The organism is Streptomyces sp. NRRL WC-3626 (genome assembly GCF_000718785.1).
Classification (GTDB): Bacteria; Actinomycetota; Actinomycetes; order Streptomycetales; family Streptomycetaceae; genus Streptomyces; species Streptomyces edwardsiae.
On sequence record NZ_JOCA01000020.1, the window covers coordinates 67,734 to 85,627 of the forward strand.

17 protein-coding genes are annotated in these 17,894 nt (G+C 72.3%); 3 read left to right on the forward strand and 14 right to left on the reverse strand.

Annotated features, from left to right (window positions below):
- Positions 1 to 17: 17 nt before the first annotated feature.
- From IF28_RS0126440 to bldG, 6 genes are all read right to left on the reverse strand, one after another.
- Complete coding sequence (locus tag IF28_RS0126440) at positions 18 to 215, reverse strand: hypothetical protein (RefSeq protein ID WP_030225043.1); 198 nt, start codon at positions 213 to 215, stop codon at positions 18 to 20.
- 319 nt (positions 216 to 534) lie between these two features.
- Positions 535 to 2,064 carry a DUF7059 domain-containing protein gene (locus tag IF28_RS0126445; protein WP_030225046.1) on the reverse strand — a complete coding sequence of 510 codons (1,530 nt, stop codon included), beginning with the start codon at positions 2,062 to 2,064 and terminating at the stop codon, positions 535 to 537.
- A 49-nt stretch (positions 2,065 to 2,113) separates the two neighbouring features.
- The gene (locus IF28_RS0126450; protein ID WP_030225048.1) at positions 2,114 to 2,704 is read right to left on the reverse strand and encodes a hypothetical protein; all 591 of its coding nucleotides are present in this window, start codon (positions 2,702 to 2,704) and stop codon (positions 2,114 to 2,116) included.
- 192 nt (positions 2,705 to 2,896) lie between these two features.
- Positions 2,897 to 5,302, reverse strand: a complete 2,406-nt coding sequence (locus IF28_RS0126455; RefSeq protein WP_037894060.1) for a sodium-translocating pyrophosphatase — start codon at positions 5,300 to 5,302, stop codon at positions 2,897 to 2,899.
- Between the two features lie 319 nt (positions 5,303 to 5,621).
- Positions 5,622 to 6,059: an ATP-binding protein gene (locus IF28_RS0126460; RefSeq protein WP_030225052.1), complete on the reverse strand. Its 438-nt coding sequence runs from the start codon at positions 6,057 to 6,059 to the stop codon at positions 5,622 to 5,624.
- Between the two features lie 110 nt (positions 6,060 to 6,169).
- Positions 6,170 to 6,511 carry an anti-sigma factor antagonist BldG gene (bldG, locus tag IF28_RS0126465; RefSeq protein WP_003991900.1) on the reverse strand — a complete coding sequence of 114 codons (342 nt, stop codon included), beginning with the start codon at positions 6,509 to 6,511 and terminating at the stop codon, positions 6,170 to 6,172.
- A gap of 79 nt (positions 6,512 to 6,590) precedes the next feature.
- Here bldG and IF28_RS0126470 point away from each other — a divergent pair, with 79 nt between their 5' ends.
- A complete protein-coding gene (locus IF28_RS0126470) occupies positions 6,591 to 9,098 on the forward strand; it encodes a DEAD/DEAH box helicase (RefSeq protein ID WP_078621434.1) in 2,508 nt (835 codons plus the stop codon).
- 24 nt (positions 9,099 to 9,122) lie between these two features.
- Here IF28_RS0126470 and IF28_RS0126475 read toward each other — a convergent pair whose 3' ends face one another.
- The 7 genes from IF28_RS0126475 to ssd form a co-directional block, all read right to left on the reverse strand.
- Positions 9,123 to 9,491, reverse strand: a complete 369-nt coding sequence (locus IF28_RS0126475) for an Rv3654c family TadE-like protein (protein WP_420713796.1) — start codon at positions 9,489 to 9,491, stop codon at positions 9,123 to 9,125.
- A gap of 68 nt (positions 9,492 to 9,559) precedes the next feature.
- Positions 9,560 to 9,925: a TadE family type IV pilus minor pilin gene (locus IF28_RS0126480; RefSeq protein WP_030225060.1), complete on the reverse strand. Its 366-nt coding sequence runs from the start codon at positions 9,923 to 9,925 to the stop codon at positions 9,560 to 9,562.
- Positions 9,912 to 10,121, reverse strand: a complete 210-nt coding sequence (locus tag IF28_RS0126485) for a DUF4244 domain-containing protein (RefSeq protein WP_030225062.1) — start codon at positions 10,119 to 10,121, stop codon at positions 9,912 to 9,914. The genes IF28_RS0126480 and IF28_RS0126485 overlap by 14 nt, the downstream gene beginning before the upstream one ends.
- Positions 10,122 to 10,189: 68 nt before the next feature.
- Positions 10,190 to 10,978 (reverse strand): type II secretion system F family protein, encoded by a 789-nt coding sequence (locus tag IF28_RS0126490; RefSeq protein ID WP_030225064.1) that lies wholly within the window; start codon positions 10,976 to 10,978, stop codon positions 10,190 to 10,192.
- The gene (locus tag IF28_RS0126495) at positions 10,975 to 11,853 is read right to left on the reverse strand and encodes a type II secretion system F family protein (protein WP_030225066.1); all 879 of its coding nucleotides are present in this window, start codon (positions 11,851 to 11,853) and stop codon (positions 10,975 to 10,977) included. Before IF28_RS0126495 ends, IF28_RS0126490 begins: the two co-directional genes overlap by 4 nt.
- The gene (locus IF28_RS0126500; protein ID WP_037894063.1) at positions 11,850 to 13,052 is read right to left on the reverse strand and encodes a TadA family conjugal transfer-associated ATPase; all 1,203 of its coding nucleotides are present in this window, start codon (positions 13,050 to 13,052) and stop codon (positions 11,850 to 11,852) included. Before IF28_RS0126500 ends, IF28_RS0126495 begins: the two co-directional genes overlap by 4 nt.
- Positions 13,049 to 14,158 (reverse strand): septum site-determining protein Ssd, encoded by a 1,110-nt coding sequence (gene ssd, locus IF28_RS0126505; RefSeq protein ID WP_030225068.1) that lies wholly within the window; start codon positions 14,156 to 14,158, stop codon positions 13,049 to 13,051. Before ssd ends, IF28_RS0126500 begins: the two co-directional genes overlap by 4 nt.
- A gap of 582 nt (positions 14,159 to 14,740) precedes the next feature.
- On the opposite strand from ssd, the gene IF28_RS0126510 reads away from it, so the two are divergent.
- Positions 14,741 to 15,574 carry an HAD family hydrolase gene (locus IF28_RS0126510; protein ID WP_030225070.1) on the forward strand — a complete coding sequence of 278 codons (834 nt, stop codon included), beginning with the start codon at positions 14,741 to 14,743 and terminating at the stop codon, positions 15,572 to 15,574.
- A gap of 413 nt (positions 15,575 to 15,987) precedes the next feature.
- Here the strand turns inward: IF28_RS0126510 and IF28_RS0126515 are convergent, their stop codons facing one another.
- Positions 15,988 to 16,812, reverse strand: coding sequence for a hypothetical protein (locus IF28_RS0126515; protein ID WP_030225072.1), 825 nt, complete (start codon positions 16,810 to 16,812; stop codon positions 15,988 to 15,990).
- A 101-nt stretch (positions 16,813 to 16,913) separates the two neighbouring features.
- On the opposite strand from IF28_RS0126515, the gene IF28_RS0126520 reads away from it, so the two are divergent.
- On the forward strand, positions 16,914 to 17,894 hold the full coding sequence (locus IF28_RS0126520) for an ATP-binding protein (protein ID WP_030225074.1): 981 nt from the start codon (positions 16,914 to 16,916) through the stop codon (positions 17,892 to 17,894).

A 17,894-nucleotide genomic window follows, 5' to 3' on the forward strand; every position in this document is an offset into this window, starting at 1 on the left:
TCAGGATCACGCGCCCCTCACAGACGGGTGAGACACCACGCGCCGAGGGCCAGGAAGATCGTCGCGGCGAGTCCGGCGACGGTGGCCGACGCGACGGGGCTCACACCCTGGGCGACGGGGCGGTGCTGTCGCGCGCGGGTCACGGTCCAGGCCAGCAAACCGCCTCCGAACAGGCAGAACACCATCCCCGCGAAGATCGCCGGTCCGCTCTCCATGGTCGCCCGTCGCCCTCTTTCCCGTCCGCTGTGGCCAGCCTCCGGGTGACGCTGCCACGCCCGGGCGGCGGGCAGGCGAAGCGGAGGTGAACGCGAGGGCCACGGGGGCGGAGCGGGCGTCCGCGGGACGGCCGGATGGCCGTTCCGCGGACATTCCGGATCGGCGGGGAAAGGGCCGGGAGCGTCTGTGGCGGGGGTGCCTGATGTGACGTACGAGACCGGTGATGAGGAGGTGACGCGCGAGGCCGGCCCTCCGTGATGCCCACGGGACCGCTGTCGCCCGAACCGGCCGGGACCGGCTCCGAACCCGCCGCCCGCCTCAGCCGACGGGCTCCAGGAACCCCTGTTCCACGAGCAGCCGGATCTGGGCCGGCGTGCGGTCGCGCAGCAGGACGGGGTCCTCGCCGAGGAGCTGGGCGATGGCGTCCAGGATCCGGCCCGCGCCCATGGTGCCGTCGCAGACGCCCGCGAAGCCCGCGCCGATCGTGTCCACCCTGGTGGCGCGGCGCATCCCGCGGTTCTGCCGCAGCACGACGTGCTCCGGGTCCTCGGCGCCGGGCAGCCCGACCTGTTCCTGCACGACCTCGGCGGCCAGCGCGAAGCGCGCCTCGAGGAGCGCCGCGTCGTCGTGCGTGCGCAGATAGTCGAGCCGGTCGAAGTGCGCCCGGACCGTCTCGCCGAGCGGCTGCTCGACCGGGTGCGGCCATTCCTCCACCGTGATCGACTCCGCGGCCGAGCCCGACTTGCGCAGGGTGATCCAGCCGAAGCCGACCGCCTTCACCTTGCGCGCCTCGAACTCGTCCAGCCACGCGTCGTAGCGCGCCCGGTACTCGGCCTCGTCGCCGCGGTGGTCGCCCGCGTCCCTGAGCCACAGCTCGGCGTACTGGGTGATGTCCTGCACCTCGCGCTGCACGATCCACGCGTCGCATCCGCGGGGCACCCATGACCTGAGTCTGTCCTGCCAGTCCTCCCCTTCGACGTGCTGCCAGTTGGCGAGGAACTGTGCGAACCCGCCCGTGTTCAGACGCTCCCCCGCCTCCTGAACGATCGTGCGGCACAGATCGTCCCCGCCCATCCCGCCGTCGCGGTAGGTGAGGCGGGCACCCGGTGAGATCACGAACGGCGGGTTGGACACGATCAGGTCGTACGTCTCGTCGTCCCGGACCGGCGTGAACAGCGACCCCTCGCGCAACTCGGCGGCGGGGGCGCCGGAGAGGGCCAGGGTCAGCGCGGTGATGTGCAGCGCGCGCGGGTTCACGTCGGTGGCCGTCACGCGCGTGGCGTGCCGGGCGGCGTGCAGCGCCTGGATGCCGGAGCCGGTCCCGACATCCAGGGCAGAGGCCACGGGCGTACGGACGGTGATGCCGGCCAGGGTGGTGGACGCGCCGCCGACGCCGAGCACGACGCCCTCGTCGCGGCTGCCGATGCCCCCGGCGCCGCCGACCGCGCATCCGAGGTCGGACACGATGAACCAGTCCTCCCCACCCGGCCCGCCGTACGGCCGTACGTCCACGGTCGCGGTGAGCGCGTCCGCGCCGGCGCGCGTCAGCCACCCGCTCTCCAGACAGACGTCCACGGGCAGTACGGCGGCCGCACGCGCGTGCGGCACGGGCTGCTGCAGCAGGAACAGCCGTACGAGCGCCTCCAGCGGTGTGTCTCCGCTGGTGGCCCGCAGGGCGGGCACCGTCTCGCTGCGGGCCAGTGCCGCGTAGGCGGGGGCGCCGAGCAGTTCGAGCAGTCCGTCGGCGGTGAAGGAGGCTCCGAGCAGCGCGTCCCTCAGCCGGGCGGCGGCGTCGGGGCGGTCGGACGAGGGCAGGGGCGGCAGGCTGGCGTCACTCACGCCCTCCATTGTGGCCGCCGCCCTCACCCGGCGCGTCCCCGCGGCCGCTGCCTCCGCGTCAGCTCTTGGCCGTACCGGCCGTCGCGGTGGCCGTCTGGCAGCTCTCCTGGCGGGACATGGCCTCGCCGACCTCGCCCTCCTCCAGCGTGCTGAGGGCGTCGCTGCCGCTCTTGCCGAGCTTGTCCAGCTCGGCGGCGATGTCCTTCAGCCCGTCGGCGAACTCCGCCTGGTCGTCCGTGTCGAGACCGTCCACCTGCTTCTTCAGGGAGGCGTACGACGCGGAGATGCCGTTGAGCTCCTTGACCGCGTCGGTCTGCTTCTTCTCCCCGTTGTCGACGTCCGGCGCCCCGGCCTTGCTCACGGCGGCGCCGATCGCCTTGTAGGCGTCGGACATGTCCTGGAAGGCCTTCGAGTCGGCCTTCTGGACCTCTTCCGGGGTGCTGTTGTCCGAGGTCTCCTTCTGGATCGCGGCGTTGGCCGATTTGATCTTCGCGGCCTGTGGCTGCACGGCGTCGCAGACCTGCTTCGCCCAGGCGTCCAGCTTCTCGTTGTTGTCGTCGCCGCCGCATCCCGTCAGCGCCAGTACCAGTACCGCACCGCCGGACAGTGCGACCGCGAGCTTCTTGTTCACCGGATTGGTCCCTTCCATGGCCTTCGGCCCCGGAACATACACGCCAGATGGCCTACACCCACTCGCCGAACGTCCGGTAAGACACTTTTGAAGCCATTTGCACCAGGCGAGAGAAGGCTCACGGCGCGGCACCGGGCGCAGGGAGAGGGCGGGCGGCGCGTCAATACGCGCTGCCCGCCCGCACCTTGATCCGGTGTCCGCTCCCAGCCGCTAGGAAACCACCGCCGCACCGGCCGACTTGGGTTCCGGTTCCGAGTTGTCCTCGTCCTCCACCGCGATGCCGCGCCGCTTGGACACGTACACGGCGACGACGATGACGAGCAGCGCCAGGGCCGCGATGAGCACCCGCATCCCGACGCTCCTGTCCGCGCCGTAGGAGAACTTGATGACCGCGGGCGCGATGAGCAGCGCCACCAGGTTCATCACCTTCAGCAGGGGGTTGATGGCGGGTCCGGCCGTGTCCTTGAAGGGGTCGCCGACGGTGTCGCCGATGACGGTGGCCGCGTGGGCCTCACTGCCCTTGCCGCCGTGATGGCCGTCCTCCACGAGCTTCTTCGCGTTGTCCCACGCGCCACCGGAGTTGGCGAGGAACACCGCCATCAGGGTGCCCGCGCCGATCGCGCCCGCGAGGAACGCGCCCAGGGCGCCCACGCCGAGCGTGAACCCGATGAAGACGGGCGCCATCACGGCGAGCAGACCGGGCGTGGCGAGCTCGCGCAGGGCGTCCTTGGTACAGATGTCGACGACCTTGCCGTACTCCGGCTCCTCGCTGTAGTCCATGATCCCGGGCTTCTCGCGGAACTGCCGCCGCACCTCGAAGACGACCGAACCCGCCGACCGCGACACCGCGTTGATCGCCAGCCCCGAGAAGAGGAAGACGACCGCCGCGCCCGCGATCAGGCCGACGAGGTTGTTGGGCTGGGAGATGTCCATCATCAGGCTCATCGGCGCGCCCTCGCCGCTGAGCTTCTCGCCCACGTCCCTCGCGCCGGTGGTGATGGCGTCGCGGTACGAGCCGAACAGCGCTGCCGCCGCCAGAACGGCCGTGGCGATCGCGATGCCCTTGGTGATGGCCTTGGTCGTGTTGCCGACGGCGTCCAGGTCGGTGAGCACCTGGGCGCCCGCGCCCTCGACGTCGCCGGACATCTCGGCGATGCCCTGCGCGTTGTCGGAGACCGGGCCGAAGGTGTCCATCGCGACGATCACACCGACCGTGGTGAGCAGTCCGGTGCCGGCCAGCGCCACCGCGAACAGCGCCAGCATGATCGACGTACCGCCCAGCAGGAACGCCCCGTACACGCCGAGGCCGATCAACAGGGCCGTGTAGACCGCCGACTCGAGACCGAGGGAGACACCGGACAGGACGACGGTGGCCGGGCCGGTGAGCGAGGTCTTGCCGATGTCCCGCACGGGACGCCGGGTGGTCTCGGTGAAGTAGCCGGTGAGCTGCTGGATGAGGGCGGCGAGCACGATGCCGATGGCCACCGCGACGAGCGCGAGGATCCGCGGGTCGCCGTCCCTGCCGAGGATCGCCTCGTCGGTGACGCCGTCGAGATCGGCGTACGACGACGGCAGATAGACGTAGACGGCGATCGCGACCAGGACGAGCGAGATCAGCGCGGAGATGAAGAATCCCCGGTTGATCGCGCTCATGCCGCTGCGGTCGGTGCGCCGCGGGGCCACCGCGAAGATGCCGGCCATCGCGGTGAGGACACCGATGGCGGGCACCAGCAGCGGGAAGGCGAGCCCGGCGTCGCCGAACGCCGCCGAGCCGAGGATCAGCGCGGCCACCAGGGTCACGGCGTACGACTCGAACAGGTCGGCCGCCATGCCCGCGCAGTCGCCGACGTTGTCGCCCACGTTGTCGGCGATGGTCGCGGCATTGCGCGGATCGTCCTCCGGAATGCCCTGTTCGACCTTGCCGACCAGGTCGGCGCCGACGTCGGCGGCCTTGGTGAAGATGCCGCCGCCGACCCGCATGAACATCGCGATCAGGGCGGCCCCGAGGCCGAACCCCTCGAGCACCTTCGGGGCGTCGGCCGCGTACACCAGCACCACGCAGGAGGCGCCCAGCAGGCCGAGGCCGACGGTGAACATGCCGACGACGCCGCCCGTACGGAAAGCGATCTTCATCGCTTTGTGCGAGACGGCGGTGAGATCCTTTTCCGGCTCTCCCTCGGCCGGAGTCGCTTCACGCGCCGCCGCGGCGACCCGCACATTACTGCGTACGGCGAGCCACATACCGATATAACCGGTGGCCGCCGAGAACGCCGCTCCGATCAAGAAGAACACCGACCGCCCGGCACGCTGATTCCAGTCGTCCGCGGGCAGCAGCATGAGCAAGAAGAACACGAGAACGGCGAATACGCCGAGGGTGCGCAGCTGGCGGGCCAGATAGGCGTTCGCGCCCTCCTGGACCGCTGCCGCGATCTTCTTCATGCCGTCGGTGCCCTCGCCGGCCGCGAGAACCTGGCGCACCAGGACTCCCGCGACCGCCAGCGCCGCCAGCGCGACGACGCCGATGGCCACCACGAGCAGGCGGTTGTCATCGGTCAGCACGGCGGCTGCGAGGGATGTGGGTTGTCCCGACTCTTGTGCGATGGAAAGCCCCGCCATTCGTCCTCCTTGACGCTTGGGCTGAGCTCAAGATGTGGACGGGATTGTAGGTACCGGAACCTGATCAAAACAGAGTGCGCGAAATGTAAATATCGTGGACGCGCACATACCTAATGATCGCCGGGCGTCCTGCGGCCGGAATCGGTAATGCCTTTGGAGCATTCACGTGATCGCATTTCCATGTCGCGGCTCCGGTCGTGAACGAATTCACGCGATCAACCGCACGAGACCACTGTAAGCGCGGGCACCGACACCCGCACATGACGAAGGGCCCCACGAGGGGGCCCTTCGAAAAAACGTCGCCGTCCGGGTGAACGGGTCAGTCGAGGAGACCGGCCGGCGGCACGATGGGCCACCGCATACGGATCGATCCGCCGCTCTCGCCCGCGCTGACCTCGACGTCGTCGACGAGTCCGCTGATGACCGCGAGGCCCATCTCGTCCTCCTCGGTCTCCGCGTCGGTGTCGCCCGGCGTGTCACCGGGTGCCCGGCCGCCGGAAGCGGCGTGCGGCGCCTCGTCGCCGACCTCGATGGAGAACTGCTTCTCCTCCTCGATCAGCAGCACCTTCACGGGTGCCGAGATTCCGCCGTTCTGATGCAGTCCCACGGCGCGGGAGCACGCCTCACCGACGGCGAGGCGGACCTCGTCGAGGACGGCCTCGTCCACTCCGGCCCTGCGCGCCACCGCCGCCGCCACGAGCCGGGCGGTCCTGACGTGCTCGGGCAGCGCGCTGAAGCGAAGTTCGACGGTGGCCATGCATCCCCCTCGCGACTACGGGCGTGCGGTGGAAGGGCCGGGCCGCCGAAGGCCCGGCCCTCCTGGTTCACTTCCGCCGCCCGGGCGCGGTGGCCCGGGCGGCGGGGCGGTCAGTCGGTCGCCGCCACCGCTTCCTCGACCGAGGTGTGGATCGGGAACACCTTGGTGAGGCCGGTAATGCGGAAGATCTTGAGAATACGCTCCTGGTTGCAGACCAGTCGCAGTGAGCCCTCATGGGCACGGACGCGCTTCAGGCCGCCGACCAGCACGCCGAGTCCGGTGGAGTCGAGGAAGTCCACGCCCTCCATGTCGACGACAAGGTGGAAACTGCCGTCGTTCACCAGCTCGACCAACTGCTCGCGCAGCTTGGGCGCGGTATATACGTCGATTTCGCCACCGACCCTGACGATCGTGCGATCGCCCATGGTCTCGGTCGACAGGGACAGGTCCACGGATCCTCCAGCACCTAGCTATCGAGCGGTCGCCCTTGGGGCATCTCGGCTCAGCCCCCTGGACGGTTCGCCAGCCGCGATGGCATTCAATCACTTACCGGCAGGCGTGCACGACGCCTTGGCTCCATTGTCCGTCACGCCGGTGACACACTCGGTGCCAATGGCCAAGAATCACCGATCCGATCGACCCCCGGTGGACCGCCCTCCGGGACCGGCCCCGGGCGCGGTCCTGGACCGGCTCGCGTCCGGACCCAGCCGGGCTTCGCGCATCACTCATACGGAGCACTTGCCCCCGCGCGAGGGCCGCCATGCGCTCTGGCCGGACCGGATCCGCCCGGAGGTCCTCGCCGCCGTGCGGGCAGCGGGGATCGAACACCCCTGGGCCCACCAGGCACGCGCCGCCGAGCACGCGCTGGACGGCGAATCCGTGATCGTCGCCACCGGCACCGCGTCCGGCAAGTCCCTGGCGTACCTCATGCCGGTCCTGTCCGCACTCCTGGACGGCTCCGAGGCCCCGAACGGCCGCGGCGCGACCGCCCTCTACCTCGCCCCGACGAAGGCCCTGGCGGCGGACCAGTGCCGGTCCGTGAAGGAACTTTCACAACCACTGGGCCATTCGGTGCGCGCGGCCGTCCACGACGGCGACACTCCGTTCGAGGAACGCGAGTGGATCCGGCAGTACGCCAACTACGTACTGACCAACCCGGACATGCTGCACCGGAGCGTCCTGCCGGCTCACTCCCGCTGGTCCTCCTTCCTCAAATCGCTGAAGTACGTCGTCGTCGACGAATGCCACACCTACCGGGGCGTCTTCGGCTCCCACGTCGCCCAGGTGCTGCGCAGGCTGCGGCGGCTGTGTGCCCGCTACGGCGCCTCGCCCGTGTTCCTGCTGGCCTCCGCGACCGCCGCCGACCCCGCGGTCGCCGCCCGCCGCCTCACCGGCCTGCCGGTGGTGGAGGTGGCGGACGACGCCTCACCGCGCGGTGAACTGGTGTTCGCCCTCTGGGAACCGCCCCTGACGGAACTGCACGGCGAGAAGGGCGCGCCGGTCCGCCGTACGGCCACCGCCGAGGCCGCCGACCTGCTGACCGATCTCACCGTGCAGGGCGTGCGCTCGGTCACCTTCGTACGCTCCCGGCGTGGCGCGGAGCTGATCTCCGTGATCGCCCAGGAACGCCTCGGCGAGGTCGACCGCTCACTGGCCCGGCGTGTCGCGGCGTACCGGGGCGGCTATCTCCCCGAGGAGCGCCGCGCCCTGGAACGCGCCCTGCACTCCGGCGAACTCCTCGGCCTCGCCGCGACGAACGCGCTCGAACTGGGCGTGGACATCTCCGGTCTGGACGCCGTGGTGATCGCCGGCTATCCGGGCACCCGCGCGTCGCTGTGGCAGCAGGCCGGGCGCGCGGGCCGGTCGGGGCAGGGCGCCCTCGCCGTCCTGGTCGCCCGCGACGACCCCCTGGACACCTTCCTCGTCCACCACCCCGAGGCCCTCTTCGACCGGCCCGTGGAGTCCACCGTCCTCGACCCCGACAACCCCTACGTGCTCGCCCCGCACCTGTGCGCGGCGGCCGAGGAACTGCCGCTGACCGAGGAGGACCTGGCCCTGTTCGGCCCGGCCACCGAGGAGCTGCTTCCGCAGCTGGAGGCCGCGAAGCTGCTGCGCCGGCGGACGAGGGCCTGGCACTGGACCCGCCGGGAGCGGGCCGCCGACCTGACCGACATCCGGGGACAGGGCGGCCAGCCGGTCCAGGTCGTCGAGGCCGGTACCGGCAGACTGCTCGGCACGGTGGACGCGGGCGCCGCGCACACGAGCGTCCACGAGGGCGCCGTCCATCTGCACCAGGGCCAGACGTATCTCGTCCGCTCCCTCGACCTGGAGGACTCCGTCGCCCTGGTCGAGCGGGCGACGCCGACGTACACGACGGTGGCCAGGGACACGACGTCGATCTCCGTGCTGGAGACGGACACCGAGATCCCGTGGGGCGACGGACGCCTGTGCTACGGCTCCGTCGAGGTCACCAACCAAGTGGTCTCCTTCCTGCGCCGGCGGGTCATCACCGGCGAAGTGCTCGGCGAGACGAAACTCGACCTCCCTCCTCGTACGCTGCGCACCCGCGCGGTGTGGTGGACGGTCACCGAGGACCAGCTGGACCGGGCCCGGATCAACCCGGAGATCCTCGGCGGCGCCCTGCACGCCGCCGAGCACGCCTCGATCGGCATGCTGCCGCTCTTCGCGACCTGCGACCGCTGGGACATCGGCGGTGTCTCCGTCCCGCTGCACCCCGACACGCTGCTGCCCACGGTCTTCGTCTACGACGGCCATCCGGGCGGCGCGGGCTTCGCGGAACGGGCCTTCCACACCGCCCGGGCCTGGCTCACCGCCACCCGCCAGGCCATCGCCTCCTGCGAGTGCGACGCCGGCTGCCCTTCCTGCATCCAGTCCCCCAAGTGCGGCAACGGCAACGACCCTCTGCACAAGCGGGGCGCCGTGCGCCTCCTCACGGTGCTGCTGGAGGGGGCACCGGCGGAGAAGCCGGGGGGTGAGGAGGGCACGGACGCCGGGGCGGCGAGGGGCACCGAGGGGTAGCCGTGCCGGGGCCGCCGGCGGACCTCAGCCGGATCCGGGGGGCGGGTGGTCCCCGGCCGTCGGCGGAGCCGAAGCCGCGGGCGGAGGTCCCGCGGGTCCCGCCCGGGCCCTGATCTCCGCCGCGAACGGTCCCCGGCCCGACGCCACCGACACGTCCGACACCTCGCCGGTGAGCTCGCACCGTATGAGCCGCGTGTCCTGCGCCCGCGCCACCCGGTCCGCCCGCGCGCAGGCCGCCGTACCGCCCGCCGCCCAGTGGTCCGCCGCCGCGAGCGCGGCCAGATCCGCGCCCCCTGCCGCCCTGTGCCGGATCACGACGGCCTGCCCGAGGGCCAGGACGACGGCGAACACCACACACAGCACGGCGATCGCCCCGAGGCTCCAGACGGTCACCGACCCGCGGTCGGAGGGCCGGACCCGCCACCGGCAGAGTGCCGTCCACCGCTGCCGGCACCGGGACCTCACGTCGCCACCTCCACCGTCTCCTCGTCCGCGGCCACGGCCTCCTCCCGCAGCTCGAAGGGCAGTCCGTGCAGGACGGGCGGCCTGGCCGCCACGACCACCCGGACCTGCCCGGCCTCCCGGCTCACCGTGATCTCCGCACCGGGCGGTGCCGCCTCGCGGGCCACCTGTACGACGGCGTCGGCGGGATCCTGCCGGGCCGCCGCGCGGGCACCCGCGCGGGCCGCGTCCACGCACCGGATCTGCGCGCCCACCACCAGCAGACCCCAGACCAGCGCCATCGCGAACATCACCAGCACGGGCAGCACCATGGCCGACTCCGCCGTCACGAACCCGCGGTCCGCACGCCGCTCACATCCGGCCATCGAGTGCCTGCTGCACGATGTTCCGCAGCGCCGTACTGACCGGCCCGCTGGTGACCACCTTGTAGAGCACGACGGAGAACGCCACCGCCGCCACGATGCCCATCGCGTACTCCGAGGTCACCATTCCGGCGTCCCTCCGTGCCTTGCGCGTCCCGCACACCAGGGCACGCAGCCGTGCCCGTACCGCCTGATACATCTCAACCTCCGTATGGAGTAAATCGTCTTGATCTTGTGGGTGCCGCCGCTGCCGCGGGCCGTCTCCGGTCAGGGACCACCTCCCCCCAGGACCCCGCCGGCCAGCCCGATCACCACGGGCAGCACGCCGACCGCGATGAAGGCGGGCAGGAAGCACAGCCCGACCGGCGCGCTGACCATGACGGCCGCCCGCCGGGCGCGTGCCGTCGCCGCCCGGGCCCACTCCGCGCGGGCGTCGGCCGCGAGCCGGGCCACGGGAACGGCCAGGGGGAGCCCGGAGACATCGGCGCGTTCCAGCAGCCGGGCCAGGGGTCCGGCGCCCGGCACCGACGCCAGCCGGCGCCATGCCTCGGCCGGTTCACCGCCGAGCCGCACCTCCGCCGCGCCCCGCGCCAGCGCCTCCCCCACGGGTCCGCCCAAGGTCTCCCCGACGGCCTGCGCGGCGGGTACGGGTCCTGCCCCGGCCGCGACGCAGGCGGAGAGCAGGTCGGCGGCGAGCGGCAGTTGCCGTTCCGCTCCGGCGGTGTCGGTCCCCTGCGGGTGGGGAGCGGCGGCCGTCTGCCGCTGTCGCCACCACCACAGTCCTGCGGCGACGGCCGGGCCCGCCACCGTTCCGGCGAGTCCGCCGACCAGCACCCACCCGGCGCCCGCCACGCCCGCGTACGGCAGCCAGCGCCGCGCGCCGCGCAGCAGCGGCAGGTGTGCTGCGGCCGCCGGGCGTTCCAGGGCCAGCACCTCGGCCGCTCGCCGCCGTGCTCCGCGCTCGCGCCGCGTCCGGCTCCACCATCCCGCCAGCAGGGCGAGCGCGGACACCGTCCCCACCACCGCCCCCAGCCTGTGGACGACGTCCCCGTTCATGCCGTCGTCCCCTTCTCCGCGCCCCGCATGATCCACAGCGCCCACCACAGCCCCAGGCCCTCCAGCACCGCGCCGGCCGCCAGACAGACCAGCCCCGACGGTGTGTGCAGCAGGATGTGCAGCGGGTCGGCACCGAGCGCCGCACCGAGTCCGAGGCCCACGACGGGGAGCCCCGCGAGCAGTACCGCCGTCGCACGGGCCCCGGCCAGCTGGGCGCGCAGGTCGGCCCGCTGGTCGCGTTCGGCCCGCAGTGCCGCTTCCAGCCGGTCGAGCCCGGCCGCTAGCCCGGCTCCCTGGTCCACCGCCACCCGCCAGCAGGCGGCGAGTCCCCGCAGCCCTTCGGCGCCCGGCTGCCGTGCCGCCTGCGCGAGCGCGTCGGGCACGTCCCCGCCGAATCGCGCCGCCGCCAGTACCGCCGCCTGCAGTTCGCCGAGCCCGCCGGAGTCCCGCGCGGCCGGCAGCAGCGCCTCGCCCGGCTGCCGCCCGGCGCGCACCTCTCCGGCGAGGGCACCGCACAGCGCGATCACCGCGTCGCCGCGTCCTTCCCGGGCCCGGCGCTCGGCGGCAGCCCGCCGCACCCGTCGCAGCAGGGGCACCCCGGCCGCCCCCGCGGCGACCGGCAGCAACGACGCGCCCAGCACCGCCAGCAGCACTCCGACGGCCAACGACCACCACTCGGCCCGCAGCCGTCCGCGGATTCCCTCCCACGCGCGGGTCACCCGTGCCCATCCCGGGGGTCCGCCGCCCGCCGCTTCGCCGCCGGCCAGCAGCAGCCGCGCCCGCCGGGCTCCGGTGTGCCCACCGCCGAGCAGCCAGGCCGCGGTCCCCAGGCAGGCCACGGCAGCACCCGTCGACACCTCGGCCGCCCCGGTCACCGCCCGGCCCCCTCGCCCGGTCCGTCGGTGTTCGCGTTCCGCAGCAGCTCCCGAAGCCGCTGCCAGCCCCGCTCCTTCGTGAAGGCTCCCGAGCCCCACCGCAGCGCCGGTACCGTCCGCACCAGCCCCGACGGGTCCCGTTCCAGCACGTGCACCTCCGCGATCCGCCGCTGCCCGCTCCGGTCGCGTACGAGATGGAGGACCACCGAGACGGCGGCGGCCAGCTGACTGTGCAGCGCGTACCGGTCGAGTCCGGCCGCCGTACCGAGCGCCTCCAGCCGGGCCGGTACGTCGGTGGCGGCGTTGGCGTGGACCGTGCCCGAGCCGTCGTGGCCCGTGTTGAGGGCGGCCAGCAGATGGACCACCTCGGGGCCGCGCACCTCGCCCACGACCAGCCGGTCGGGCCGCATCCGCAGCGCCTGGCGCACCAGGTCCTCGAGGGTGACGAGGCCCGCGCCCTCCTGGTTGGCGGGCCGGGTCTCCAGGCGTACGACGTGCGGGTGATCGGGCCGCAGCTCCGCGGAGTCCTCGGCCAGGACGATGCGCTCGTCCGGCCGGACCAGTCCCAGCAGTGCGCTCAGCAGGGTCGTCTTCCCGCTGCCGGTTCCCCCGCTGACGAGGAACGACCGTCTCGCGTCCAGCAGTGCCCGCAGTACGAGGTCTCCGCCGGGCGGAATGGTCCCGGCCGCCACCAGTTCGTCGAGCGTGAAGGCACGTGGTCGTACCACCCGGAGCGACAGGCAGGAGGAACCGACCGCCACCGGCTGCAGTACGGCGTGGAGCCGGGTCCCGTCGGGCAGCCGTGCGTCGACCCAGGGCCGGGCGTCGTCCAGGCGCCGGCCGGCCACGGCGGCGAGCCGTTGCGCGAGACGCCGGACGGCCGGCTCGTCGGGAAAGGACACGTCGGTCTGTTCCAGTCCTTTGCCCCGGTCCACCCAGACCCGGTCCGGTGCCGAGACCAGCACGTCGGTCACCGAGGAGTCGGACAGGAGCCGTTCCAGCGGACCACTGCCGACCAGTTCGCAGCGCAACTGCTCGGCCGCTCCCAACACTTCGGCGTCTCCGAGCACCCGTCCCTGGTCCCGCAGCGCCTGCGCCACCCGCGCGGGCGTCGGTTCGGCGCCGCTGTCGGCCAGCCACCGCCGTACCCCGTCGAGCAGTCCGGGAGGCATCGCCGCTCCGGTCACCGTGCTCCTCATGCCGCCCTCGCCTCCACCAGCGCCCGCTCCCAGAACTCCTTGCAGAAACGGGCCAGCGGGCCCCGTCCCGACACCCCGGGCGGCCGCCCCGCCTGGTGCGGGCGTCGCAGCGCGGGCTCGACGGGCACGTCTCCCGCGAGGGGCAGCCCGAGCAGCCGGGCCACCTCCCGGTCGTCCAGTCCCGGCGTGTACGGCCCGCGTACCGCCACCCGCAGATCACGCAGGACCATGCCGACGGCGGAGGCGACGCGGCCCGCCGCCGCGACGGCGCGCAGTTCGGCGGGGACCACGAGGAGCCCGAGGTCGAGCTGGGTGAGGACTTCGGCGACCCCGTCGTCGACGCGACGCGGCAGGTCGACCACGACGATGCCGCCCCCGCGCCGGGCGGCGGCGAGCACCGCGCGAACGGCACGGGGCGGTACGGCGAGACAGTCGCCGCGGTCCCAGCTGAGCACCCGGAGCGAGTGCAGTTCCGGCAGGGACTCCTCGAGGGCGCCGCCGCCGACCCTGCCGTGTGACGCGGCGAACGCCGGCCAGCGCAGGCCCTTGGCGGTCTCCCCTCCGAGGGCCACGTCGAGTCCGCCGCCCAGGGGGTCGGCGTCCACGAGGAGGGTGCGCAGCCCTTCACGCGCGGAAGTGACGGCGAGGGCGCACGCGAGGGTGGACGCCCCGGCGCCGCCCCGGCCGCCGATGACGCCGACGGTCAGGGCCGGCCGTCCGACGCCTTCGGCGACGTCGGCGATACGGTCGACCAGCCACTGCTCGCCGTCCGGCAGCATCAGTACGTGGTCGGCGCCGATCTCGACGGCCCGCCGCCAGACCCCGGAATCGTCCTGGTCCCGGCCGACCAGCACCACCCCCGGCCTGCGCGCCGCTCCGCGCACCCGTCGCGCGGCGTCGTCCCCGACCAGCACGAGCGGTGCGGCCTCCCAGCTGCCCCTCGGTTCCGGCACCGCGTGATGGACCTCCGGCGTGGCGCCGGCCGCGGCGCACAGGCGCAGCAGATCGTCGAGGAGGCCGGCGTCCTCGGTGACGATCAGCGGTGCACCCGGCCCGCCTCCTCCCGTGGTCGGCGGCGGTGGATCGTGGGTGATGGTTCCGGACATGTTGTCCCCCTTTGCTGCGTCTTTCGCGCGGCTTCCGCAGCCCCGCGATTCCCGGTCGGGTGAAGGGCCGGCCAGCGGCCCCGCTTTGAAAACGGCCGACGAAAACCGGCCATACGCGCCCGGCAAACGAACCGGGTGTGAACTCGCGGCGAGCGGGTGCGTGGGAATCACGGTGCAGGGATCCGGAAAAACATGTGGATCTTGGTCGATATCTGTGGACGCCTCGACGGCTGTGAATATCGCGGTCACCCAAACCGGTGAGTCCCGCGCACCCCTTGTACGACTTCCGCAGAGCAGTCCGACGGCTACCGACGGTAATTAGGTCATGCCCATGACAGATGACTCCTGCAACGGCACCGGCGGCAGGTGCAGGGGGCGGGGAGGGCGACCAAAACGCGTCCGGACATGCGACGACCCCCGCCGGGGGGGAGAGCGGGGGTCGTCTCCACGGCCGACTCGGGGGGGGGGAGGAGCCGGACCGGGTTAGACACGGTCGCGAACGATCCGTGACTTCCATGGTGTACCCGAGAGCCTTCTCAGGCAAACCCACACGCCCCACCTTACGCCGAATGGGCTGCGCCTATGCTCAGGGACGTGGAAAACCACTCGATGCCCCGCACAGCCGCCTTCTTTGACCTGGACAAGACGGTCATTGCGAAGTCGAGCACGCTCACGTTCTCCAAGTCGTTCTATCAAGGCGGCCTGATCAACCGCAGGGCGGTCCTGCGTACGGCGTACTCCCAGTTCGTGTTCCTGGCCGGCGGCGCCGATCACGACCAGATGGAGCGGATGCGCAAGTACCTGTCCGCACTGTGCCGCGGATGGAACGTCCAGCAGGTCAAGGAGATCGTCGCCGAGACCCTGCACGACCTGATCGACCCGATCATCTACGACGAGGCCGCCACCCTCATCGAGCAGCACCACACCGCGGGACGCGATGTCGTGATCGTGTCCACCTCGGGCGCCGAGGTGGTCGAGCCGATCGGCGAACTGCTCGGCGCGGACCGGGTCGTGGCCACCCGTATGGTCGTGGGCGACGACGGGTGCTTCACCGGCGAGGTGGAGTACTACGCGTACGGCCCGACCAAGGCCGAAGCGGTCCGGGAGCTCGCCGAGTCGGAGGGCTACGACCTGACCCGCTGCTACGCCTACAGCGACTCGGTGACCGATGTCCCGATGCTGGAGTCCGTGGGCCACCCGCATGCCGTGAACCCGGATCGCGCGCTGCGCCGGGAGGCCGTCGCGCGGGAGTGGCCGATCCTCGACTTCCACCGGCCGGTGCGGCTCAAGCAGCGCTTCCCCGCGTTCTCCGTACCGCCGCGTCCCGCCCTGGTCGCGGCGGCCGCCCTGGGCGCCGCGGCGGCCACCGCGGGACTCGTCTGGTACGCGAGCCGGCGCCGCGCGACGGCCGCCTGACCGCCTCCCGCGCGACGGCCGCCCGACCGCCTCCCGCGCGGGCGCACCGTCGATCGCGGCGCGCGCACGCCGCATCGGCGCCGTTTAAGGCGTGTTTGAACCCAAAAGTAAAGAACGGGGGCCAGGACTTCCGCTTCCCCGGAACCCGGAGTACAAAGGACTTGACGGCCCGCGAGACCAAGGGACATCCGAGAGGATCACCTTCGCAACGCATCTGGCCCCACGGACCGAGCATGCACACCGGGCACCCACGCGACGTCGACCCGTCGATTACGGGCCAGCCGCACCAGGCCACGGGCGAAGTTCCCGGCCTGATGGGCACATATCGAGGACGCCTGGTAACGCGGTGGACATGCAGCGGCGGTACGAGTATTCGTACCGCCGCATTTCTGCGCGGCCCTTGCCGCGCCCCTTTATGCCGCTCCGCGCTGAAGCGCCTCGCACACCGCCGTCGACTCACGCGCGCCGAGCTCGACCGCGCGCCCGCAGTGGGTGATCCAGGCGGCCACGCCTTCGGGGGTGCCGGAGACATAGCCCTCCAGCGCCGTCGCGTACGCCGCCCGGCCCAGTTCGGCGTGTCCGACCTCGGCGGGGCAGACCGACTTGGGGTCGAGGCCGCTGCCGATCAGGACGATACGTTCGGCCGTCCGCGCCACCAGGCCGTTGTGCGAGGTGAAGGGACGGAGCGCGAGCAGTTCGCCGTGCACGACGGCGGCCGTCACCAGGGCCGGGGCGGAACCGCCCGCGATGATCAGCTCGGCCAGCCCTTCCAGCCGGCCGTGCGCTTCCGCCGCACTCGGCAGACCGAGCCCGATCAAGGGCTCGTCGACCGGCTCGCCCTCCTGCCGGGGACGCCCGACCTGCTCGGCCTTGTCGGCCGCCGCGACCAGGTGCAGCCTCGCCAGCACCCGCAGCGGCGACTGCCGCCAGATGGAGAGCAACTGGCCCGCCTCGGCGGTCAGCCGCAGCGCCGCACCCACCGTGCGCGCCTCGTCGTCGCCGCTGAAGTCGGTGCGACGGCGCACCTCCTCCAGGGCCCAGTCGGCCCCCGACAGGGCCGCCGAACCACGGGCGCCGCGCAGCGCCGCCTCGGAGGTGATCTCGTTGCTGCGCCGCCGCATGACCCGGTGTCCGTAGACCCGGTCCACGGCCTTGCGCACGGACTCCACGGAGCCGGCCACCGCGGGCAGGGACCCCAGGGCCGCGAGGGGGTCGGCGGACGCGCCTGTCGTACTCATGAGTACGACCCTACGCACCCCCGCCGCCCGCCCCACGATGGAGTGGTCTTCTTCACGCCCGGTCGCCACAATCAGCTACACCTCCATTACGCTTGGTGAACATGAAAATTGCTTTCGTGGGGAAGGGCGGCAGCGGCAAGACGACCCTGTCCTCCCTGTTCATCCGTCACCTCGCGACGACCGGCGCCCCCGTCGTCGCGTTCGACGCCGACATCAATCAGCACCTCGGGGCCGCGCTGGGCCTGGACGACGCGGAAGCGGCAGCGCTGCCCGCGATGGGCGAGCACCTGCCGCTGATCAAGGACTATCTGCGCGGCACCAATGTGCGCATCGTGTCCGCCGAGACCATGATCAAGACCACCCCGCCCGGAGAGGGCTCCCGGCTGCTGCGGGTGCGCGAGGACAATCCGGTCTACGACGCCTGCGCCCGGCCGGTGGAACTCGACGGCGGGACCGTCCGTTTGATGGTCACCGGCCCCTTCACCGAAGCCGACCTGGGGGTCGCCTGCTACCACTCCAAGACCGGAGCGGTGGAGCTGTGCCTGAACCACCTGGTGGACGGCCCCGACGAGTATGTCGTGGTCGACATGACGGCCGGATCGGACTCGTTCGCCTCCGGCATGTTCACCCGCTTCGACATCACGTTCCTCGTGGCCGAGCCGACCCGGAAGGGGGTCTCCGTCTATCGCCAGTACAAGGAGTACGCCCGTGACTTCGGCGTCACCCTGAAAGTCGTCGGCAACAAGGTGCAGGGGCCCGACGACCTCGACTTCCTGCGTACGGAGGTCGGGGAGGACCTGCTGGTGACGGTGGGTCACTCGGACTGGGTCCGGGCGATGGAGAAGGGCCGGCCGCCCCGGTTCGGCCTCCTCGAGGAGCCCAACCGGCACGCACTGCGCCTGCTGCGTTCCGCGGCCGACGCGACGTACGCGTCACGCGACCGTGAGCGTTACACCCGGCAGATGGCGCACTTCCATCTGAAGAACGCCCGGTCGTGGGGCGACGAGCGCACCGGGGCCGATCTGTCGGCCCAGATCGACCCCGGCTTCGTGCTCGGCGAAGACGTCACGGTGTCCGCCTGA

Bases quoted from the DNA above. Each gene is read 5' to 3' on its own strand.
- IF28_RS0126440 (WP_030225043.1), bottom strand. From the start codon at position 215: ATGGAGAGCGGACCGGCGATCTTCGCGGGGATGGTGTTCTGCCTGTTC.
- IF28_RS0126445 (WP_030225046.1), bottom strand. From the start codon at position 2,064: ATGGAGGGCGTGAGTGACGCCAGCCTGCCGCCCCTGCCCTCGTCCGAC.
- IF28_RS0126450 (WP_030225048.1), bottom strand. From the start codon at position 2,704: ATGGAAGGGACCAATCCGGTGAACAAGAAGCTCGCGGTCGCACTGTCC.
- IF28_RS0126455 (WP_037894060.1), bottom strand. From the start codon at position 5,302: ATGGCGGGGCTTTCCATCGCACAAGAGTCGGGACAACCCACATCCCTC.
- IF28_RS0126460 (WP_030225052.1), bottom strand. From the start codon at position 6,059: ATGGCCACCGTCGAACTTCGCTTCAGCGCGCTGCCCGAGCACGTCAGG.
- IF28_RS0126470 (WP_078621434.1), top strand. From the start codon at position 6,591: ATGGCATTCAATCACTTACCGGCAGGCGTGCACGACGCCTTGGCTCCA.
- IF28_RS0126480 (WP_030225060.1), bottom strand. From the start codon at position 9,925: ATGGCCGGATGTGAGCGGCGTGCGGACCGCGGGTTCGTGACGGCGGAG.
- IF28_RS0126485 (WP_030225062.1), bottom strand. From the start codon at position 10,121: ATGTATCAGGCGGTACGGGCACGGCTGCGTGCCCTGGTGTGCGGGACG.
- IF28_RS0126490 (WP_030225064.1), bottom strand. From the start codon at position 10,978: ATGAACGGGGACGTCGTCCACAGGCTGGGGGCGGTGGTGGGGACGGTG.
- IF28_RS0126500 (WP_037894063.1), bottom strand. From the start codon at position 13,052: ATGAGGAGCACGGTGACCGGAGCGGCGATGCCTCCCGGACTGCTCGAC.
- ssd (WP_030225068.1), bottom strand. From the start codon at position 14,158: ATGTCCGGAACCATCACCCACGATCCACCGCCGCCGACCACGGGAGGA.
- IF28_RS0126510 (WP_030225070.1), top strand. From the start codon at position 14,741: ATGCTCAGGGACGTGGAAAACCACTCGATGCCCCGCACAGCCGCCTTC.
- IF28_RS0126515 (WP_030225072.1), bottom strand. From the start codon at position 16,812: ATGAGTACGACAGGCGCGTCCGCCGACCCCCTCGCGGCCCTGGGGTCC.
- IF28_RS0126520 (WP_030225074.1), top strand. From the start codon at position 16,914: ATGAAAATTGCTTTCGTGGGGAAGGGCGGCAGCGGCAAGACGACCCTG.